Genomic DNA, 15,920 nt, shown 5'->3' with positions numbered 1-15,920 from the left:
AATAAACCCCCTTTTTTGTGCATACATTGGTATAAGCAGAACAAGGGGGTATTTCTATGGATTCATTTCAATTATACAAGGATATGAAGGCGAGAACAAACGGAGAAATTTATATTGGAGTGGTGGGACCAGTTCGGACAGGCAAGTCAACTTTTATTAAGAGATTTATGGATTTGCTTGTACTTCCCAATATGACAGATGAACATGCAAAAACAAGAACAAAGGATGAATTGCCACAGTCTGCATCCGGCACAACCATTATGACGACAGAGCCTAAATTTGTTCCCAAAGAGGCAGCTTCTATAAAATTATCGGATGATCTGGAGGTAAAGGTACGACTGATTGACTGTGTGGGTTATATGGTCGAGGGAGCTTCTGGTCACATTGAAAATGATATGGAGCGCCAGGTAAAGACACCCTGGTTTGAGTATGAAATTCCATTTACGAAGGCAGCAGCTATAGGAACTCAAAAAGTAATACATGACCATGCAACAATCGGTATTGTGGTCACTACAGACGGAAGCATTGGAGACCTGCCGAGAGAAAATTTCATACCGGCGGAGGAAAAGACAGTTAAAGAGCTGCAGTCTATTGGTAAACCTTTTATCATTCTTTTGAATACTCAGAAGCCGCACGGAGATGAAGCAAAAGCACTGCAGGAGGAAATGGAAGAAAAATATGGAGTTTCCGTATTGCCGGTGAATTGTGAACAGCTAAGAACAGAGGATATTCACAATATTATGGCTCAGGTGCTGTATGAATTTCCTATCTCTGAAGTGGAATTTTATATTCCTAAATGGGTAGAAATGTTGTCAAGAGGTCATCGGATCAAGGAGGATCTGCTGCAGAACGTAAAGATGATTATGGAGGGAATGAAGGACATACGCAGCACCGCCAACAGGACGCCTCAGACAGAAAGCTCTTACATAGAAAAAGCTGGTATAGAAAAAATCGAAATGGATACCGGAAAGGTAAAAATCAAAATCGATCTTGCAGGGCAGTATTACTATGAGGTACTCAGTGAATTGACGGGCACAGACATTAAGGGAGAGTACGAATTAATTTCTGCCATGAAAGAACTGGCAGCTATGAAGGAAGAATATGCGCAAATAAAAGATGCTTTTGCCGATGTGAAGATGAAAGGCTATGGCATGGTGAGCCCCAAAAAAGAGGAAATTGCACTGGATGACCCACAGATTATCAAGCAGGGCAACAAATATGGAGTGAAAATCCACTCCGAGGCGCCTTCTATTCATATGATACGGGCAAATATCGAAACAGAGATTGCACCTATTGTAGGAAATGAAAAACAGGCTCAGGATCTGGTAGATTACTTAAAAGCTGAGAGTGAAACTCCCGAAGGAGTGTGGGGAACAAATATATTCGGCAAGTCTGTCGAGGATCTGGTGATGGATGGAATGCGCAATAAACTGACAATGATCAATGATGAAAGCCAGGTAAAACTTCAGGACACCATGCAAAAGGTAGTAAATGACAGCAACGGAGGACTGGTTTGTATTATTATTTAGAGGGAGCAGCTCTGCTCTCTCTTATTTTGGTATGACTCGGTATATTTTAAACCCATAAAATCACCCCTTGATTTTTAATACATTCTTGTTTATTGAAACAATGAGAATCCCTAAGTAAATTTTAGAAGTATTTTGACAATGAGAGAAGTTTTTAGGGGTACTAATATTTGAAAAGATATGATACAATTTTCATAGTATACTACTGATAATGTGAGGAGAACGATATGAGCAGACAATATGAAAAGCTAGTGAAGTGTTACGAATACTATCAGTCTGTAGCTGATTTTAGGCCTCGTGTAGGCTTGATTCTTGGTTCGGGACTGGGAAATTATGCGAGAAATATGAAAGTGGAGTATGAAATCCCTTATGGGGATATCCCCGGGTTTCCTGTATCTACCGTGGAAGGGCATGATGGCAGGTTTCTGCTTGGATATATCGGAGACGTTCCGGCAGTTGTAATGAAGGGGAGAGTTCACTATTATGAGGGGTACAGTATGGAAGATGTGGTGCTCCCTACCAGGTTGATGAAGATGATGGGGATTGAGACTCTGTTTCTTACAAATGCATCGGGAGGAATCAACAGAAAGTTTCAGGCAGGAGATTTCATGCTGATTACTGATCAGATATCTAATTTTGTACCCTCCCCGCTGATTGGGAAAAATGTGTCAGAGCTGGGAACGCGTTTTCCAGACATGACTCATATTTACGATGAGGAGTGGATGGAATTAGTCCGTACTGTGGCAAAAGAAGAAAACATCCCAATTCAGGAAGGGGTTTATCTGCAGACTACAGGTCCCAATTTTGAAAGTCCCGCTGAAATCAGAATGTTTGGTGTTATGGGGGCAGATGCTGTGGGAATGAGTACAGCCTGCGAGGCTATTGCTGCCCGCCATGAGGGAGTCCGTGTATGCGGAATTTCCTGTGTATCAAATATGGCCTCCGGCATCACAGAAGAAGAATTAAGTCATCTGGATGTTCAGGCCGTGGCAGATAAGAGGGGAAAAGAATTTGAGCGTCTGGTGACACGTATTATTGAAAGGATGTAATAAGATGAACATTCGAATTTATAATGTAAGAATTTTGACAATGGAGGCAGAGAAAGAAATTTTTGATGGTGAAGTGTGGGTGAAAGGAGACACCATTGCCTATGCAGGTCCTCAGGTGCCGGATACAAAGGAAACGTGGGATAAGGAAATAGACGGACAGAGAAATCTGCTGATGCCTGGATTTAAGGATGCACACACACATTCTGCGATGACATTTCTGCGCTCCCACGCAGATGATATGAAGCTGGATGAGTGGTTGAACACGAGGGTATTTCCTGCAGAAGCAAAGCTGACAGGGGAAGATATATACTGGCTGAATAAGCTGGCAATTATGGAATATCTGACAAGCGGCATCACATCTGTTTTTAATATGTATCTTGATAAACCGATGGAAGACAAAGTGGCGAAGGAGACTGGATTTCGTACAGTTATCTGCGAGAGTATCAATGATTTCGGCGGTACACTTCAGCAGGTGGAGGAGGATTATAAACGTTACAGCCATGATCCGGACAAACTGGTATCTTATCAGCTGGGATTCCATGCGGAATATACTACAAGCAGAGAATTGATGGAAGGGCTTGCGGCACTTTCTGAAAAATATAAGATTCCGGTTTATACACATTGTTCAGAGACAAAAAAAGAAGTGGAGGACTGCCGGAGCAGGACAGGCATGACTCCTATAGCATATATGGATTCTCTGGGGCTGTTCAGGCACGGCGGCGGACTGTTCCACGGAGTTCATTTGGATGAGGCAGATTTTGATATTGTAAAAACAAGGGGCCTCTATGTCATAACCAATCCCGCCTCAAACCTGAAACTGGCAAGCGGCATAGCTCCCATAAAAAGATATCTAGAGATGGGGATTCCTGTTGCTATTGGAACTGATGGACCGGCAAGCAACAATTGTCTGGATATGTTCCGGGAGATGTTTTTGACAACAGGTCTGCAAAAGGCAATATGTGACGATCCGGAAGCTGTTCCGGCAATGGAAGTCCTTAAGATGGCAGTAGTCAACGGAGCACATGCGATGGGGCTGCCGGAGTGTGATGTCATTGCAGAGGGAAAGAAGGCTGATATGATTTTGATAGATTTACAGCAACCTAATATGCAGCCTATTCAGAATATAGAAAAGAATCTGGTCTACAGCGGCAGCAAGCAGAATGTAAAAATGACTGTGGTGGGGGGAAAAATTCTCTACCAGGACGGGAAATACTATCTGGATTCTTCGAAGGAGGAGATATTTGCTAAGGCAAACGAATCGGCACAGCGTATTTTAGGATAGTTATCAAGAGTAAAGACAGAATATTCTGAAAACGGAGGACAAAGGGGACAGTCCCCTTTGCAGTTTTGAAGAAGAAAGGAGTACTGCAAGATGAAGGCGGGAATATTTACATTGGATACAGGTTTATATAAGGCGAAAAAGGAGAGTGCGGCTACAGCAGCGCTGAAGCGGATGCTGGAACAGGTGGGATTTGAGGTGAAGGCTGCAGGAGTTCTGCCGGAGGATAAAAAGGTGCTGTCTGTAGTGTTGGAGAGGCTGTCGGATACCGGGGCTGTGGATCTGATTTTGACCACGGGTGCTGTTGGCGTTGAAGAGAGTGACTGTGCTCCGGATGTGGTGGCGGATATTTCAGACAGGCTTTTGCCGGGGATTCCGGAGGCGGTGCGGGCTTATAATCTAAGATACAGCAAACGAGCGATCCTGGACCGCTCGGCAGCAGGTATCAGAAATAATACATTACTGGTAAATCTGCCGGGGAAAGCCAAGGCTGCAAAGGAAAGCCTGGAATTTATCCTTCCGGAATTAGTACATGTAGTGGAGATGTTGAGAAAATGATGCGTATAACTTATTTAAGTCACAGCGGATTTCTCGTCGAAGTGGAAACCGCGTATTTTTTATTCGATTTTTATAAAGGAGAGCTGCCAAAGCCAGATGCGGGTAAAAAATTTTATGTTTTTATAAGCCATGCCCATTTTGACCATTATAAGAGTGATATTTTCGAATTAAGAGAGAAAATTCCCGGAGTTCATTTTATTGTTTCAGATGATATAGAAGCAGAAGCCGGCAGGGACATTGTTTTTATGGCTCCAAATGAAGAAAAGAGCATAGACGGGTGCAAAATACGTACGCTGCGGTCGACCGACGAAGGTGTTGCCTTTCTCCTGCGATATGAGGGACATACCATTTATCATGCGGGGGATTTGAACTGGTGGCACTGGGAAGAGGAAGGCGAGGCCTACAATACGATGATGCGCCGCAATTATCAGCGTGAGATTAATAAGCTACAGGGAATGAAGATAGATGTTGCTTTCGTGCCGGTAGATCCACGTCTGGGTGAACAGTATTGCTGGGGAATTGACTGCTTCATGAAACGTACAGAAACAAAAGAAGTGTTTCCTATGCATTTTTGGGATAACTATGGAATTTTTGACAGGCTGCTTCTGGAAGATTGTACGAAAGGGTATGCAGATAAAATTCAACGGATATCCAGGGAAGGTCAGGTATTTGAGCTGGAGAACGGAGGAACAGTAAATAATGCAGGTTAAATTGTACACAGATGGAGCGGCAAGAGGAAATCCGGACGGACCGGGCGGCTATGGAGCGGTACTGGAGTATGTGGATACAAAGGGGGAACTACATATAAAAGAGCTGTCCCAGGGATACGTGAAGACAACAAATAACCGGATGGAGCTGATGGCTGTAATCGCCGGCCTGGAGGTGCTGAACCGCCCCTGCACGGTGGAGGTTTACTCGGATTCAAAATACGTGGTGGATGCATTTAACCAGCACTGGGTTGACGGTTGGCTGAAAAAAGGGTGGAAGCGCGGTAAAAATGAACCTGTGAAGAATGTGGATCTGTGGAAACGCCTTTTGACGGCAAAAGGGCGGCACAGTGTTACATTTCATTGGGTAAAAGGGCATGATGGGCATCCTCAAAATGAAAGATGTGATGAACTGGCGACCGGGGCAGCAGATGGTGATAAATTAGTAATTGATGAGGGACTGATATAGTGAATAAGGGCACACATTACATTGCTGGGCCTGATTCGGATGTATCTATAATGATGGGTTTATTGGTTTCGATAAATTTGTAATGTAAATTGTGGACAGGAACAAAAATGCATAGTATAATACATAATTGTGTTAAGCAAGACAGACAATCGCGGCTGCAAGTGCCGAAAGGCAGTAGACGAGGAAAGTCCGGGCTTCACAGGGCAGGATGCCGGATAACGTCCGGTAGAGGTGACTCTAAGGCCAGTGCAACAGAAATAAACCGCCCGGGTTTCTCCTGGGTAAGGGTGGAAAGGCAGTGTAAGAGACTACCGCCTCTCTGGTAACAGAGAGGGCACATGTAAACCCCATCCGAAGCAAGACCGAATAAAAGCTATGTGGCGGCCCGTCACGCTTTAGGTAGGTCGCTTGAGCCTGGTGGTGACATCAGGCCTAGATAGATGATTGTTCAACGACATAACCCGGCTTACCGTCTTGCTTAACAATATAGATTATGAGTATGTACGCAAAAACCGCGTCAAATAGGGATAAGAAAACAGTGATGGTGCCCGTTTTTGCAGGCACCATTTTTTATAGAAAAATATCAATAGAAAGGAAGAAAATGTCATGGGAATGCGAATAAATGCAAGGCTGCCCCATGCGGCAGATTTGAAGGCAGAGTATCCTCTGTCTGACAGTATTAAGGAGTTAAAAAGAAAAAGAGATGCGGAGATTCAGAATATATTTACAGATAAATCAGATAAGTTCATCGTTCTAGTTGGTCCCTGCTCAGCAGATAATGAAGATGCAGTGTGTGAATATGTAAGTAAGCTGGCAGTGGTGAATGATAAGGTTTCAGATAAACTGATGATTATTCCCAGAATTTACACAAACAAACCCCGGACAACAGGAGAAGGGTACAAAGGAATGCTTCACCAGCCGGATCCGGATCAGGCGCCGGACCTTCTGGCCGGGCTCATTGCCATTCGAAAAATGCATATCCGCGCTATTAAAGAAGGGGGCATGACAACAGCCGATGAGATGCTGTACCCGGAAAACAGAAGTTACCTGGATGACCTTTTGTCTTATGAAGCAGTTGGAGCCCGGTCTGTGGAGAATCAGCAGCATCGGCTGACAGCCAGTGGAATGGATATTCCGGTGGGAATGAAGAACCCTACCAGCGGAGACTTTTCTGTGATGCTCAATTCCGTAGTAGCTGCACAGAGTCCCCACACATTTATTTACCGTGGCCGCGATGTAACAACCGACGGAAATGAGTTTGCACATGTTATCTTAAGGGGTGGTGTAGATAAATACGGTACATGCATACCAAATTATCATTACGAAGATTTGGTGAGACTTCTAGATATGTATAACAAGAGAGATTTAAAGAATCCGGCGGCACTGATAGATGCCAACCATTCCAATTCAAATAAACAGTATAAGGAGCAGATACGTATTGTCAGTGAAGTACTGCACAGCCGCAATTACAATCCAGAGTTGAAAAGGCTGATTAAAGGGGTTATGATAGAAAGCTACCTGGTTGAGGGATGCCAGGGCATCGGCAGTAATATGATATATGGAAAATCAATTACTGACCCTTGCCTGGGCTGGGAGGATACGGAGCAGTTGATTTATAAAATAGCGGAAAATTGTTAGCATGCTATGTGGAATCTGGCGGAGTATGAGGTAAAATATGGGTGTGTCCAGGAGAGCAAGCTCGATTCCGCTTTGCTTCATCTCGCTTCGGCGGCCTCGCCGAATAGAAGTCCCCACGATTAGCCCTTAGCAAGCAAGCTTGCACAGGCTAATCGTGGGGACTTCTGCTCTCCTTAGTTGGCAGAATATTCTGAAAACGGAGTGCAAAAGGGTCAGACCCCTTTTATGAATATTTTTCTTCGCAGTATTTGCAGCGGTAGGTTTCGTTTTTTTCGTCGGTTAGTACGAATATTTGATCAAGGCCTTGCTCGATGGAGGTGATGCATCTTGGATTTTTGCAGCGGATGACATTTTTGATTTTCTTTGGAAGGGTCAGACGTTTCTTTTCTACAACTTCTTCATCCTGGATGATGTTGACTGTGATGTTGTGGTCAATGAAGCCGAGAATGTCTAAATTTATGATATCTATAGGGCATTCTATTTTCAATATATCTTTTTTCCCCATTTTGCTGCTTTTAGCGTTTTTTATGATGGCAACGCAGCAGTCCAGTTTGTCAAGGTGTAAGTATTTATAAATTTCCATACTCTTACCGGCTTGGATGTGATCCAACACGAAACCTTCTGAGATACGGCCAACATTCAACGTATGATTTACCATGATTTTCCTTCTTTCTTAGAACTAATATATGTTAAATGAGTTGCTTAATCTACGTGTATGTCCAACAGGGTGAGGATGAGTGCCATCCGCACATAGACTCCGTACTGTACTTGTTTAAAATATGCGGCTCTTGGGTCATCGTCCACTTCAACGGATATTTCATTTACTCTGGGTAGAGGATGAAGTACATACATGTCTTTAGGTGCCAGCTTCATTTTCTGTTTATCCAGAATATAAAAGTCTTTCATGCGCACATAATCCTCTTCGTTGAAGAAGCGCTCTTTTTGTACCCGTGTCATGTATAAAATATCAAGTTTTGGCATTGCATCTTCCAGACGTACGACTTCTTCATAAGGAATATTATTTTTCTTTAGTACATCATTTCGTATGTAGTCGGGCAGCCTTAATTCTTCTGGTGAAATCAGGAGAAAACGGATTCCTTCATATCGTACAAGAGCGTGAATCAGGGAGTGCACGGTGCGTCCGAACTTTAGATCTCCGCACAGACCGATGGTCATATTATTCATCCGTCCCTTTACGTTTAAGATTGTCAGCAGGTCTGTCAATGTCTGTGTGGGGTGCTGGTGCCCGCCGTCCCCGGCGTTGATGACCGGAATAGAAGAGTGCTGGCAGGCAACCATAGGAGCACCCTCTTTTGGATGACGCATAGCGCAGATGTCTGCATAACAGGAAACTGTACGGATTGTATCCGATACACTTTCTCCTTTTGCGGCGGAACTTGAATCGGCGGAGGAAAATCCCATGACACTGCCCCCCAAATTCAGCATAGCTGCCTCGTGGCTGAGTCTTGTACGTGTACTCGGTTCATAAAATAAAGTGGCAAGTTTTTTGCCATCGCAGGCATGGGTATATTTGGCGGGATTTGCCTCAATATCCTGTGCCAGATTTAAAAGTTTGTCCAGTTCCTCAACAGAAAAATCAAGAGGACTCATCAAATGTCTCATAAATAACCTCCTTATATGACTAATGCATATTTTATTTCATCAGTATTGCAGAAATCTTTCATAATCTCCCTGCAAATAAAAGAATTTTCAATTGTAATATAATGGGTAATCAAGGTGTTTTCCCGAGAAGGAGAATAGGATGCTGCAGAAGCAATAGAATCAATAATAGAATGGTTAATAGAATCTGGCGAGTATCTGTGAATGCTTCTTCGGTCTTTGATACATCTGAAAATGTTCATTTATATACCTCCTATTAAAAATTCTTTTCTACTTATCATATACTAAAACAAAGTCATTTTCAACAAAAATTTAAATATAAAAAATCATAACAGTTCAACGCAGGATTTTTTCAAAAAGAAGTCCTGCTCCAAACCAGAGAGGGGCATAGTCAAATCTTACAACCCCCTTTACATTGTATTTGGCCTTACTGTAATCCCAGGGACAGACATGGTGCTTTTGTAGAATACTGCCGGAGATAAATTCACCGAGAAAAATGCAGCATGTATAGACACCACCCCGAAGAGCAGTGTTTTTCCCTTTCAGCTGGCGGCACAGAGGTGTGAGAAGGCATGCTGCGCCATAGATCGGAAACATCCAGATTGAGGTGCGTCCCACTAGGGTATATTCCTTTTTTTTGAATGAATGAAGCGCTGTAAATATAATTTCCATACACCACCCGAGGGTGCCACATAACATAAATTTCTTTTTCATATCAGAAGTATGGTTTGAAAAGGGAAAATTTATACATAATATTTCCAGCAAAAAATAGATATTTTCACAACCAGGGCAAAGTTTTAAAGCTGCATGTTCAAAAAATATTTGGATTATATAGGTAAATGTATTATAATAAACTTCATATGGCCATTCGGCTTTGAAAGGAGAATTTTAAATGGCTACATTAGAAGAGCTCAGGCTGCAGCTGGATGAGATAGATGGGCAGATTGTAGAATTATATAAAAATAGAATGAAGGTTTGCGGGAAAGTCGGCGAGCTGAAGGTCAAAACGGGCAGTAAAATATTTGACCGCCAAAGAGAGAGGGACAAGCTTTTAGATGTGGCATCTAAAGTGTCCGGAGACTTTAATAAAAAGGGAATCCAGGAGCTGTATGAGCAGCTGATGTCCATGAGCCGGAAATTACAGTACCGTCTTCTTGTGGAAGCGGGAGCGCTGGGACGGCTGCCATTTATTGAGGTGGCTTCACTGGACAAGCAGAAGGCAAGAGTCGTATTCCAGGGAGTGGAAGGCGCCTACTCTCAGGCGGCTATGCAGCACTATTTTGGGGACAACTGCAATAGTTTTCACGTAAGGACTTTCCGGGACGCAATGGAAGCTATTGAGGAGGGCTCTGCAGATTATGCGGTACTTCCAATTGAAAATTCTTCTGCAGGAGCTGTAAATGAGGTATATGATCTTCTTGTGGAGTTTGAAAATTATATTGTGGGCGAAACAATTATTCCTGTCACCCATACACTTGCCGGGCTGCCGGGGACAAAGCAGGAGGATATCCGAAAAGTGTACTCTAAGGCTGAGGCCCTGATGCAGACCTCACGTTTTCTGGATGAACACAGCAGCTGGCAGCAAATCAGCGTGGTAAACACAGCTCTTGCGGCAAGAAAGGTTTTGGAGGATAGAGATAAGTCTCAGGCAGCTGTATGCAGTGCATACGCGGCCAAACTGCACGGTCTGACTATCCTGCAGGATAACATTAATAATGAGCCAAATAATTCTACCAGATTTATCGTAGTGTCGAATCAGAAAATTTTTCTTAAGGATGCCTCCAAGATCAGTATTTGTTTTGAGGTGCCGCATGAAAGTGGTTCCTTGTATCATATCCTGTCTCATTTTATATACAATGATTTGAATCTGAGTAAGATTGAATCCCGCCCTGTGGAAGGAAAAAGTTGGGAATATCGATTCTTTGCAGATTTTGAAGGGAACATGGCAGATGCAGCAGTAAAAAATGCAATCCGCGGCCTGCGGGAAGAAGCAATGAATTTAAAGATACTGGGAAATTATTAAATAAGTGCTCCGGCACACTGAAGAAGAGGAAAGATATGCGTACGAATGAATTAATGTTGTATAAAAACATGGAATATGGAAGTATCCTTCATGATATGACGTTTCTGATGGAAAACTATGACAATGAATATTATAATAGGGAAGACTTGAGAGCGTTGTTTTTTGACTGTATAAATACCCTTCTTGAATTATCTGTAAGTCATGGGTTTGAGGGGAATTTATGGCACGTTTACCTGACGTTTCTTTTGGCCAGTGATGAAAATGCATACAGCACCTCCTGTGAAATTGTAGGACCGGTGGAAGGCAGCATCAATGAAATTGCCCTTCGTGATTTTGCAGTGTTTAAAGAATTGTTTGATTATGATTTTGAAAATATGGAGAAGAAACTGAAAACAGATTCTTTCTCTATATTGGAAAAATATAGAAATATAAATGAGGGGAGCAAAGTATTTAATAAGCGTATACGTGACAGAATCTGTTATCTGGCAAAGGCTTTGGGGAAAGCTTCTGACGTGGCTGCATTTAAAGATATCCTGACACAGTTCTACCGGGAATTTGGGGTGGGAAAGCTTGGACTCCACAAAGCATTCAGGGTGGAGCATCCGGAGGGAGAAGAAACTGAGATTGTCCCCATCACGAATATCGCCCATGTACACCTGGATGATTTGGTAGGATATGAGCTTGCAAAGAAAAAGTTAATTGATAATACAAAGGCCTTTGTGGAAGGCAGAAGGGCAAACAATTGTCTTTTGTACGGAGATGCAGGGACGGGAAAGTCCTCCTCCATTAAAGCAATTCTGAATCAGTATTACGACAAAGGACTGCGTATGATAGAGGTTTACAAGCATCAGTTCCGGGATTTGAATGATGTGATTGCCCAGATTAAGAGCAGAAATTATAAATTCATTATTTATATGGATGACTTATCTTTTGAGGAATTTGAGATTGAGTACAAATATCTGAAGGCCGTGATAGAGGGCGGACTGGAGAAAAAACCGGATAACGTTCTTATTTATGCCACATCCAACCGCCGCCACCTTGTACGTGAGACATTTAAAGATAAAGCGGACAGGGATGAAGAACTGCATACTAACGATACGGTTCAGGAAAAATTGTCTCTCGTTGCTAGGTTTGGTGTAACCATTTACTTTGGCTCGCCGGATAAAAAAGAATTTCACCAGATAGTAAAGGAACTGGCAAGGCAGAATGCAATAGAAATGCCTGAGGAGGAACTCCTTATGCAGGCAAATAGGTGGGAGTTGACCCACGGAGGAATGACAGGCAGGACGGCACAGCAGTTTGTGGATTATCTGCTGGGTCAGAAAGGCTGATTTATGAAAATGTATATTAAAAAGACGATCTGCACTTTGCTGATCTGTGTATGCTGCATAAACAGTGCTGCGGGATGCACCCGTAAAATGACACCTGAAAGACTTATGATAAAAGTGACAGACAACCTGGCAAAGGTGAAGACTGTTTCCAACTCCCTGAATATGGATATTGAATTGGAGGATGTTCTGGAAACCACCAAGATTACCATGGATATGGATATGGAAAATACAACGAAGCCCATGGCAGGACATGCAAAGGGAACTGCTCAGGTGAATATGCGTGGAGCAGAGGTTGGAAGTGATATAGAAATATATCAGGTAACAGAAGGCAAAGAATTTGTCACCTACAGTAGTATGTACGGACAATGGAGCAGGGAGATATCAAAAAACCCAAAGACCAATGCTCTGAATGGGAGCCTGTTTCAGGAGTCAGGAAAAGCTCTCAAGGCTTTCAGAATCGCAGAGGAACCGGTTCAGGTAGGAAAAAAAGAATGCTATGAAATGTACGGGGATGTAACAGGAAAGGAACTTCTGCAGTTTATGGGACTGGATATGGTGGGTGCCTTCGGACTGGTTGATATTCCCGGGAAAGATACAATTGCAAAATTGAGGGTACCCATTACGATAGACATATATAAAGAAAAGCTGCTTCCGGCTAGGATTATGATAGATATGACAGATGTTATGAATGATTTATATGATCAGAATGATAAGAGTACAAATGTAAATAATTTTATGATTAAATTGGAGTATACTGGGTTTAATCAGGCACAGAAAATTGAAGTGCCTGCGGATATAAAAAAACGGCAAAGGCTCCCTGACAACACGGGAGCCGATGAAAGTAATGGCCTGCTCCCGCAGCTTACTGCGAGGTATTTGACTTTACCTCCTGAATCTGAGAGATGTCACTGTCTATCACCAGAGAATAATTTGTATAGTAGACAACAAATCCGGGTTTTCCACCCTTGGGCTTTTTCACATGCTTTTTTTCCACATAGTCGATTTCTACCTTTTCTCCGCCCCGGGCTTTGGAATAGTAGGCAGCGAGACGGCCGGCCTCTTCAAAAGTACGGTCTGGCAGAGTATCCCCCCCTGTTTTGACAATAACATGGGAGCCGGGCGTGCCTTTGGCATGGAACCACCAGTCGCTCCCCACGGCAAAGTGGAATGTAAGCTCATCATTTTGAAGATTATTTTTCCCCACATATATATGGTAACCGTCATTGGAAATATAATGAAGCGGCTTATTTTTTATACGTACTTTTTTCTTAGTAAGCTTTCTGCGTATGTAACCGGAGGTGATGAGTTCCTCCTTAATTTCAGCCAGATCATCTTCGGTCATGGCAATATCCAGAGAGGCACTGATAGATTCCAGATAAGTAATGTCATCTTTTGTCTCCTGAATAAATTTGGAGAGTGCTTCATAGGTACGCTTTTGCTTATTATATTTATCGAAGTAACGCTGGGCATTCTCCTGGGGAGTTTTTGCAGAGTCCAGAGGAACAGAAATCATTTCATTATTGTAATAGTTCAGGGCCTCCAGTTTTTTTGCCCCTTCCTCCAGGTGATAGCCGTAAGTGTTAATGAGCTCCCCGTAAACCTTGTATTTATCCCTGTTTTCTGTATCACGAATCTGTCTGAACTGTAGATCATGCTTTTTCCGGCTGCGCTCCAGTGCAGTCTGCACAACCTGACGCAAATCTGCCGACTTCTGCCGGATGCGGGTGAGTGCATTTTTCGAAGCATAATAAGTCTCCAGAACCTGAGACATAGACGGAAACTCTTTTCGGGTATAGCCTAAGAGATGGGTCAGTGGCAATGCGGAGAAATCTTTTGGATTCTGGCCGTCATAATAGATGGCAGGAGAAAACCTCCCTTCTTTTACAGCGGAAAAGAAAAGATCAGACTGATTATATAAATGCCGCAGCACATCTACGGAAAGCTCTTTTGGTGTAATGGAAGAATCTATGCCGGACAGAAAGCAGATTTCCTCCGCCACAACAGGGCTGATGCCCGTGAAGGCTGTATAAATGGCCTTTGACAGGGGAAGCGGCTTTTCTATAAGTTTTTCGATAAATTCCGGCTCTTTCACAGTCAGAGGGTCAGATTTGTTCAAAGTATCCGGGATAAAATATTCTCTGCCGGGCAGAACCTCTCGGACAGAGCTCATTTGTGCGGATACGTGCTTAATACTGTCAATAACCAGGCCTTCTGTATTACAGAAAATAATATTACTGTGTTTACCCATCACTTCCACAATCAGATCTTTTTGGCAGACATCTCCCAACTCGTCCAGATGCTCAATGGTAAAGTGAATGATACGTTCCAGACCAGGCTGATATATGTCTGTAATTCGGCCGTTGCTGATATGCTTGCGGAGAAGCATACAGAAATTAGGGGCAGACATAGGGCTCGGCTTATTGTATTCAGTAAGATAAATAAGGGGCAGTGATGCACTTGCAGAGATGCTGAGTCTCTTTTGCCCTGCAGGAGATTTTACAGTGAGAAGCAGTTCATCTGTCTCAGGCTGTGCAATCTTCGCAATTTTCCCCCCTAATAGTTGTTCTCTTAATTCGTGGACCAGACAGGCCACAGTAATTCCGTCAAATGCCATAATAAATTCCTCCAACACAATTCATTGCAACAGTTCAGCCATGCGAATTTGAGCTGATGGCTGAACTGTTACAAGTATATCACAAATACCAAAGTTATGAAACACTAAGGTTGACCGGGGGCGGGGAACTGGAGTATAATAACTTACAATGCCTATGGACATGATTGAACTTACGGCTGAACTGTGGCTAACTAATTGAAGAAGAGAAGGAAATACAGACATGATAAAGAGCATGACAGGCTTTGGAAGATGCGAGGTTATGAGCGGCCCCAGAAAGTTTACGGTGGAGTTAAAGAGTGTGAATCACCGTTATCTGGATGTGAATATCAGAATGCCGAAGAAGCTTAATTTTTTTGAGGCATCAATAAGGTCTCTGCTGAAGCAGTATGCCGGCAGAGGAAAGATTGATGTTTTCATTACCTATGAAGATACGTCTGAGAATCAGGTGTCTTTGAATTACAATGCATTTCTGGCTGCGGAATATTTGAGATATTTTAGACAGATGGAAGACGAATTCGGATTGGAAAATGATGTATGTGTATCCACACTTTTACGCTGTCCCGAGGTGATTACAATGGAAGAGCAAAGCGAGGATGAGGAAGAACTCTGGAGTGGTTTGAAAGAAGCACTGGAAGGTGCATTTGGACAGTTTGTGGAGACAAGGACGACAGAGGGAGAGAATCTGAAGAGAGATATTATGGATAAACTAGGCGGCATGGAGAAAGTGGTTGCTGTGATAGAAGAACATTCCCCCGAGATTGTGGCAGTGTACCGTGAGAAGCTGGAGGCAAAGGTTGGGGAACTTCTGAAAGATACTCAAATAGATGAGAGCAGGATCGCGGCGGAGGTGATTATTTTTGCCGATAAGATCTGCACCGATGAGGAAGTAGTGCGCCTGAAGAGCCATATCAGCCATATGAGATCCACTCTGGGCGAAGCAGAGGGTGTCGGAAGAAAGCTGGATTTTATTGCCCAGGAAATGAACCGTGAGGCGAATACAATTCTCTCCAAAGCAAATGATTTAGAAGTATCCAACTGTGCTATAAATCTCAAGACGGAGATTGAAAAGGTGCGGGAACAAATTCAGAATATTGAGTAAAGGAAGA

At 43.1% G+C, this 15,920-nt stretch carries 15 protein-coding genes, 1 other RNA gene and 1 pseudogene; 12 read left to right on the top strand and 5 right to left on the bottom strand.

Annotated features, from left to right (window positions below; all coding sequences use genetic code 11):
* Nucleotides 1-56: 56 nt before the first annotated feature.
* The 8 genes from spoIVA to EDD59_RS06580 all read left to right on the top strand — a co-directional run bounded on the left by spoIVA (nt 57) and on the right by EDD59_RS06580 (nt 7,226).
* Entirely contained in the window at nt 57-1,529 is a 1,473-nt protein-coding gene (gene spoIVA, locus EDD59_RS06615; RefSeq protein ID WP_132380170.1) for a stage IV sporulation protein A, read from the top strand.
* 224 nt (nt 1,530-1,753) lie between these two features.
* A complete protein-coding gene (locus tag EDD59_RS06610) occupies nt 1,754-2,575 on the top strand; it encodes a purine-nucleoside phosphorylase (protein ID WP_132380167.1) in 822 nt (273 codons plus the stop codon).
* 4 nt (nt 2,576-2,579) lie between these two features.
* Entirely contained in the window at nt 2,580-3,857 is a 1,278-nt protein-coding gene (locus tag EDD59_RS06605; protein ID WP_132380165.1) for an amidohydrolase, read from the top strand.
* Between the two features lie 90 nt (nt 3,858-3,947).
* Nucleotides 3,948-4,412 carry a MogA/MoaB family molybdenum cofactor biosynthesis protein gene (locus tag EDD59_RS06600; RefSeq protein ID WP_132380162.1) on the top strand — a complete coding sequence of 155 codons (465 nt, stop codon included), beginning with the start codon at nt 3,948-3,950 and terminating at the stop codon, nt 4,410-4,412.
* Nucleotides 4,409-5,122, top strand: coding sequence for an MBL fold metallo-hydrolase (locus tag EDD59_RS06595; protein ID WP_132380160.1), 714 nt, complete (start codon nt 4,409-4,411; stop codon nt 5,120-5,122). The genes EDD59_RS06600 and EDD59_RS06595 overlap by 4 nt, the downstream gene beginning before the upstream one ends.
* A complete protein-coding gene (gene rnhA / locus EDD59_RS06590; protein ID WP_132380157.1) occupies nt 5,112-5,588 on the top strand; it encodes a ribonuclease HI in 477 nt (158 codons plus the stop codon). The genes EDD59_RS06595 and rnhA overlap by 11 nt, the downstream gene beginning before the upstream one ends.
* Nucleotides 5,589-5,721: 133 nt before the next feature.
* Nucleotides 5,722-6,073, top strand: an RNA gene (gene rnpB / locus EDD59_RS06585) — RNase P RNA component class A.
* Nucleotides 6,074-6,194: 121 nt separating this feature from the next.
* Nucleotides 6,195-7,226: a 3-deoxy-7-phosphoheptulonate synthase gene (locus EDD59_RS06580; protein WP_132380155.1), complete on the top strand. Its 1,032-nt coding sequence runs from the start codon at nt 6,195-6,197 to the stop codon at nt 7,224-7,226.
* Between the two features lie 223 nt (nt 7,227-7,449).
* On the opposite strand, the gene EDD59_RS06575 is transcribed toward EDD59_RS06580, so the two are convergent.
* The 4 genes from EDD59_RS06575 to EDD59_RS06560 form a co-directional block, all read right to left on the bottom strand.
* Complete coding sequence (locus tag EDD59_RS06575) at nt 7,450-7,884, bottom strand: aspartate carbamoyltransferase regulatory subunit (protein ID WP_132380152.1); 435 nt, start codon at nt 7,882-7,884, stop codon at nt 7,450-7,452.
* A gap of 44 nt (nt 7,885-7,928) precedes the next feature.
* Nucleotides 7,929-8,849 (bottom strand): aspartate carbamoyltransferase, encoded by a 921-nt coding sequence (gene pyrB / locus EDD59_RS06570; protein WP_132380150.1) that lies wholly within the window; start codon nt 8,847-8,849, stop codon nt 7,929-7,931.
* Between the two features lie 11 nt (nt 8,850-8,860).
* Nucleotides 8,861-9,088 carry a nitroreductase family protein gene (locus EDD59_RS06565; RefSeq protein WP_132380147.1) on the bottom strand — a complete coding sequence of 76 codons (228 nt, stop codon included), beginning with the start codon at nt 9,086-9,088 and terminating at the stop codon, nt 8,861-8,863.
* A gap of 94 nt (nt 9,089-9,182) precedes the next feature.
* Nucleotides 9,183-9,545 (bottom strand): putative ABC transporter permease, encoded by a 363-nt coding sequence (locus EDD59_RS06560; protein ID WP_330571964.1) that lies wholly within the window; start codon nt 9,543-9,545, stop codon nt 9,183-9,185.
* 193 nt (nt 9,546-9,738) lie between these two features.
* Between EDD59_RS06560 and pheA the strand changes: the two genes are divergently transcribed.
* The 3 genes and pseudogenes from pheA to EDD59_RS18430 form a co-directional block, all read left to right on the top strand.
* Nucleotides 9,739-10,869, top strand: a complete 1,131-nt coding sequence (gene pheA, locus EDD59_RS06555) for a prephenate dehydratase (RefSeq protein ID WP_132380143.1) — start codon at nt 9,739-9,741, stop codon at nt 10,867-10,869.
* Between the two features lie 35 nt (nt 10,870-10,904).
* Nucleotides 10,905-12,200: an ATP-binding protein gene (locus EDD59_RS06550; RefSeq protein WP_132380141.1), complete on the top strand. Its 1,296-nt coding sequence runs from the start codon at nt 10,905-10,907 to the stop codon at nt 12,198-12,200.
* 3 nt (nt 12,201-12,203) lie between these two features.
* Nucleotides 12,204-12,995, top strand: a pseudogene (locus EDD59_RS18430) (DUF6612 family protein); the annotation flags it as partial.
* Nucleotides 12,996-13,062: 67 nt separating this feature from the next.
* On the opposite strand, the gene EDD59_RS06540 reads toward EDD59_RS18430, so the two are convergent.
* Nucleotides 13,063-14,814, bottom strand: a complete 1,752-nt coding sequence (locus EDD59_RS06540; protein WP_132380139.1) for an Rqc2 family fibronectin-binding protein — start codon at nt 14,812-14,814, stop codon at nt 13,063-13,065.
* Between the two features lie 220 nt (nt 14,815-15,034).
* Here EDD59_RS06540 and EDD59_RS06535 point away from each other — a divergent pair, with 220 nt between their 5' ends.
* Entirely contained in the window at nt 15,035-15,913 is an 879-nt protein-coding gene (locus EDD59_RS06535) for a YicC/YloC family endoribonuclease (RefSeq protein ID WP_132380136.1), read from the top strand.
* The last annotated feature ends 7 nt before the right edge of the window (nt 15,914-15,920 follow it).

The organism is Muricomes intestini (assembly GCF_004346165.1).
Classification (GTDB): Bacteria; Bacillota; Clostridia; order Lachnospirales; family Lachnospiraceae; genus Muricomes; species Muricomes intestini.
This window is presented reverse-complemented; position numbering and strand designations above follow the sequence as displayed.

Coding starts and splice junctions, on each gene's coding strand:
- EDD59_RS06565 (WP_132380147.1), bottom strand. CDS start 9,088: ATGAACATTTTCAGATGTATCAAAGACCGAAGAAGCATTCACAGATAC.
- EDD59_RS06610 (WP_132380167.1), top strand. CDS start 1,754: ATGAGCAGACAATATGAAAAGCTAGTGAAGTGTTACGAATACTATCAG.
- EDD59_RS06605 (WP_132380165.1), top strand. CDS start 2,580: ATGAACATTCGAATTTATAATGTAAGAATTTTGACAATGGAGGCAGAG.
- pheA (WP_132380143.1), top strand. CDS start 9,739: ATGGCTACATTAGAAGAGCTCAGGCTGCAGCTGGATGAGATAGATGGG.
- rnhA (WP_132380157.1), top strand. CDS start 5,112: ATGCAGGTTAAATTGTACACAGATGGAGCGGCAAGAGGAAATCCGGAC.
- EDD59_RS06595 (WP_132380160.1), top strand. CDS start 4,409: ATGATGCGTATAACTTATTTAAGTCACAGCGGATTTCTCGTCGAAGTG.
- EDD59_RS06550 (WP_132380141.1), top strand. CDS start 10,905: ATGCGTACGAATGAATTAATGTTGTATAAAAACATGGAATATGGAAGT.
- EDD59_RS06535 (WP_132380136.1), top strand. CDS start 15,035: ATGATAAAGAGCATGACAGGCTTTGGAAGATGCGAGGTTATGAGCGGC.
- EDD59_RS06540 (WP_132380139.1), bottom strand. CDS start 14,814: ATGGCATTTGACGGAATTACTGTGGCCTGTCTGGTCCACGAATTAAGA.
- EDD59_RS06560 (WP_330571964.1), bottom strand. CDS start 9,545: ATGTTATGTGGCACCCTCGGGTGGTGTATGGAAATTATATTTACAGCG.
- spoIVA (WP_132380170.1), top strand. CDS start 57: ATGGATTCATTTCAATTATACAAGGATATGAAGGCGAGAACAAACGGA.
- pyrB (WP_132380150.1), bottom strand. CDS start 8,849: ATGAGACATTTGATGAGTCCTCTTGATTTTTCTGTTGAGGAACTGGAC.
- EDD59_RS06575 (WP_132380152.1), bottom strand. CDS start 7,884: ATGGTAAATCATACGTTGAATGTTGGCCGTATCTCAGAAGGTTTCGTG.
- EDD59_RS06600 (WP_132380162.1), top strand. CDS start 3,948: ATGAAGGCGGGAATATTTACATTGGATACAGGTTTATATAAGGCGAAA.
- EDD59_RS06580 (WP_132380155.1), top strand. CDS start 6,195: ATGGGAATGCGAATAAATGCAAGGCTGCCCCATGCGGCAGATTTGAAG.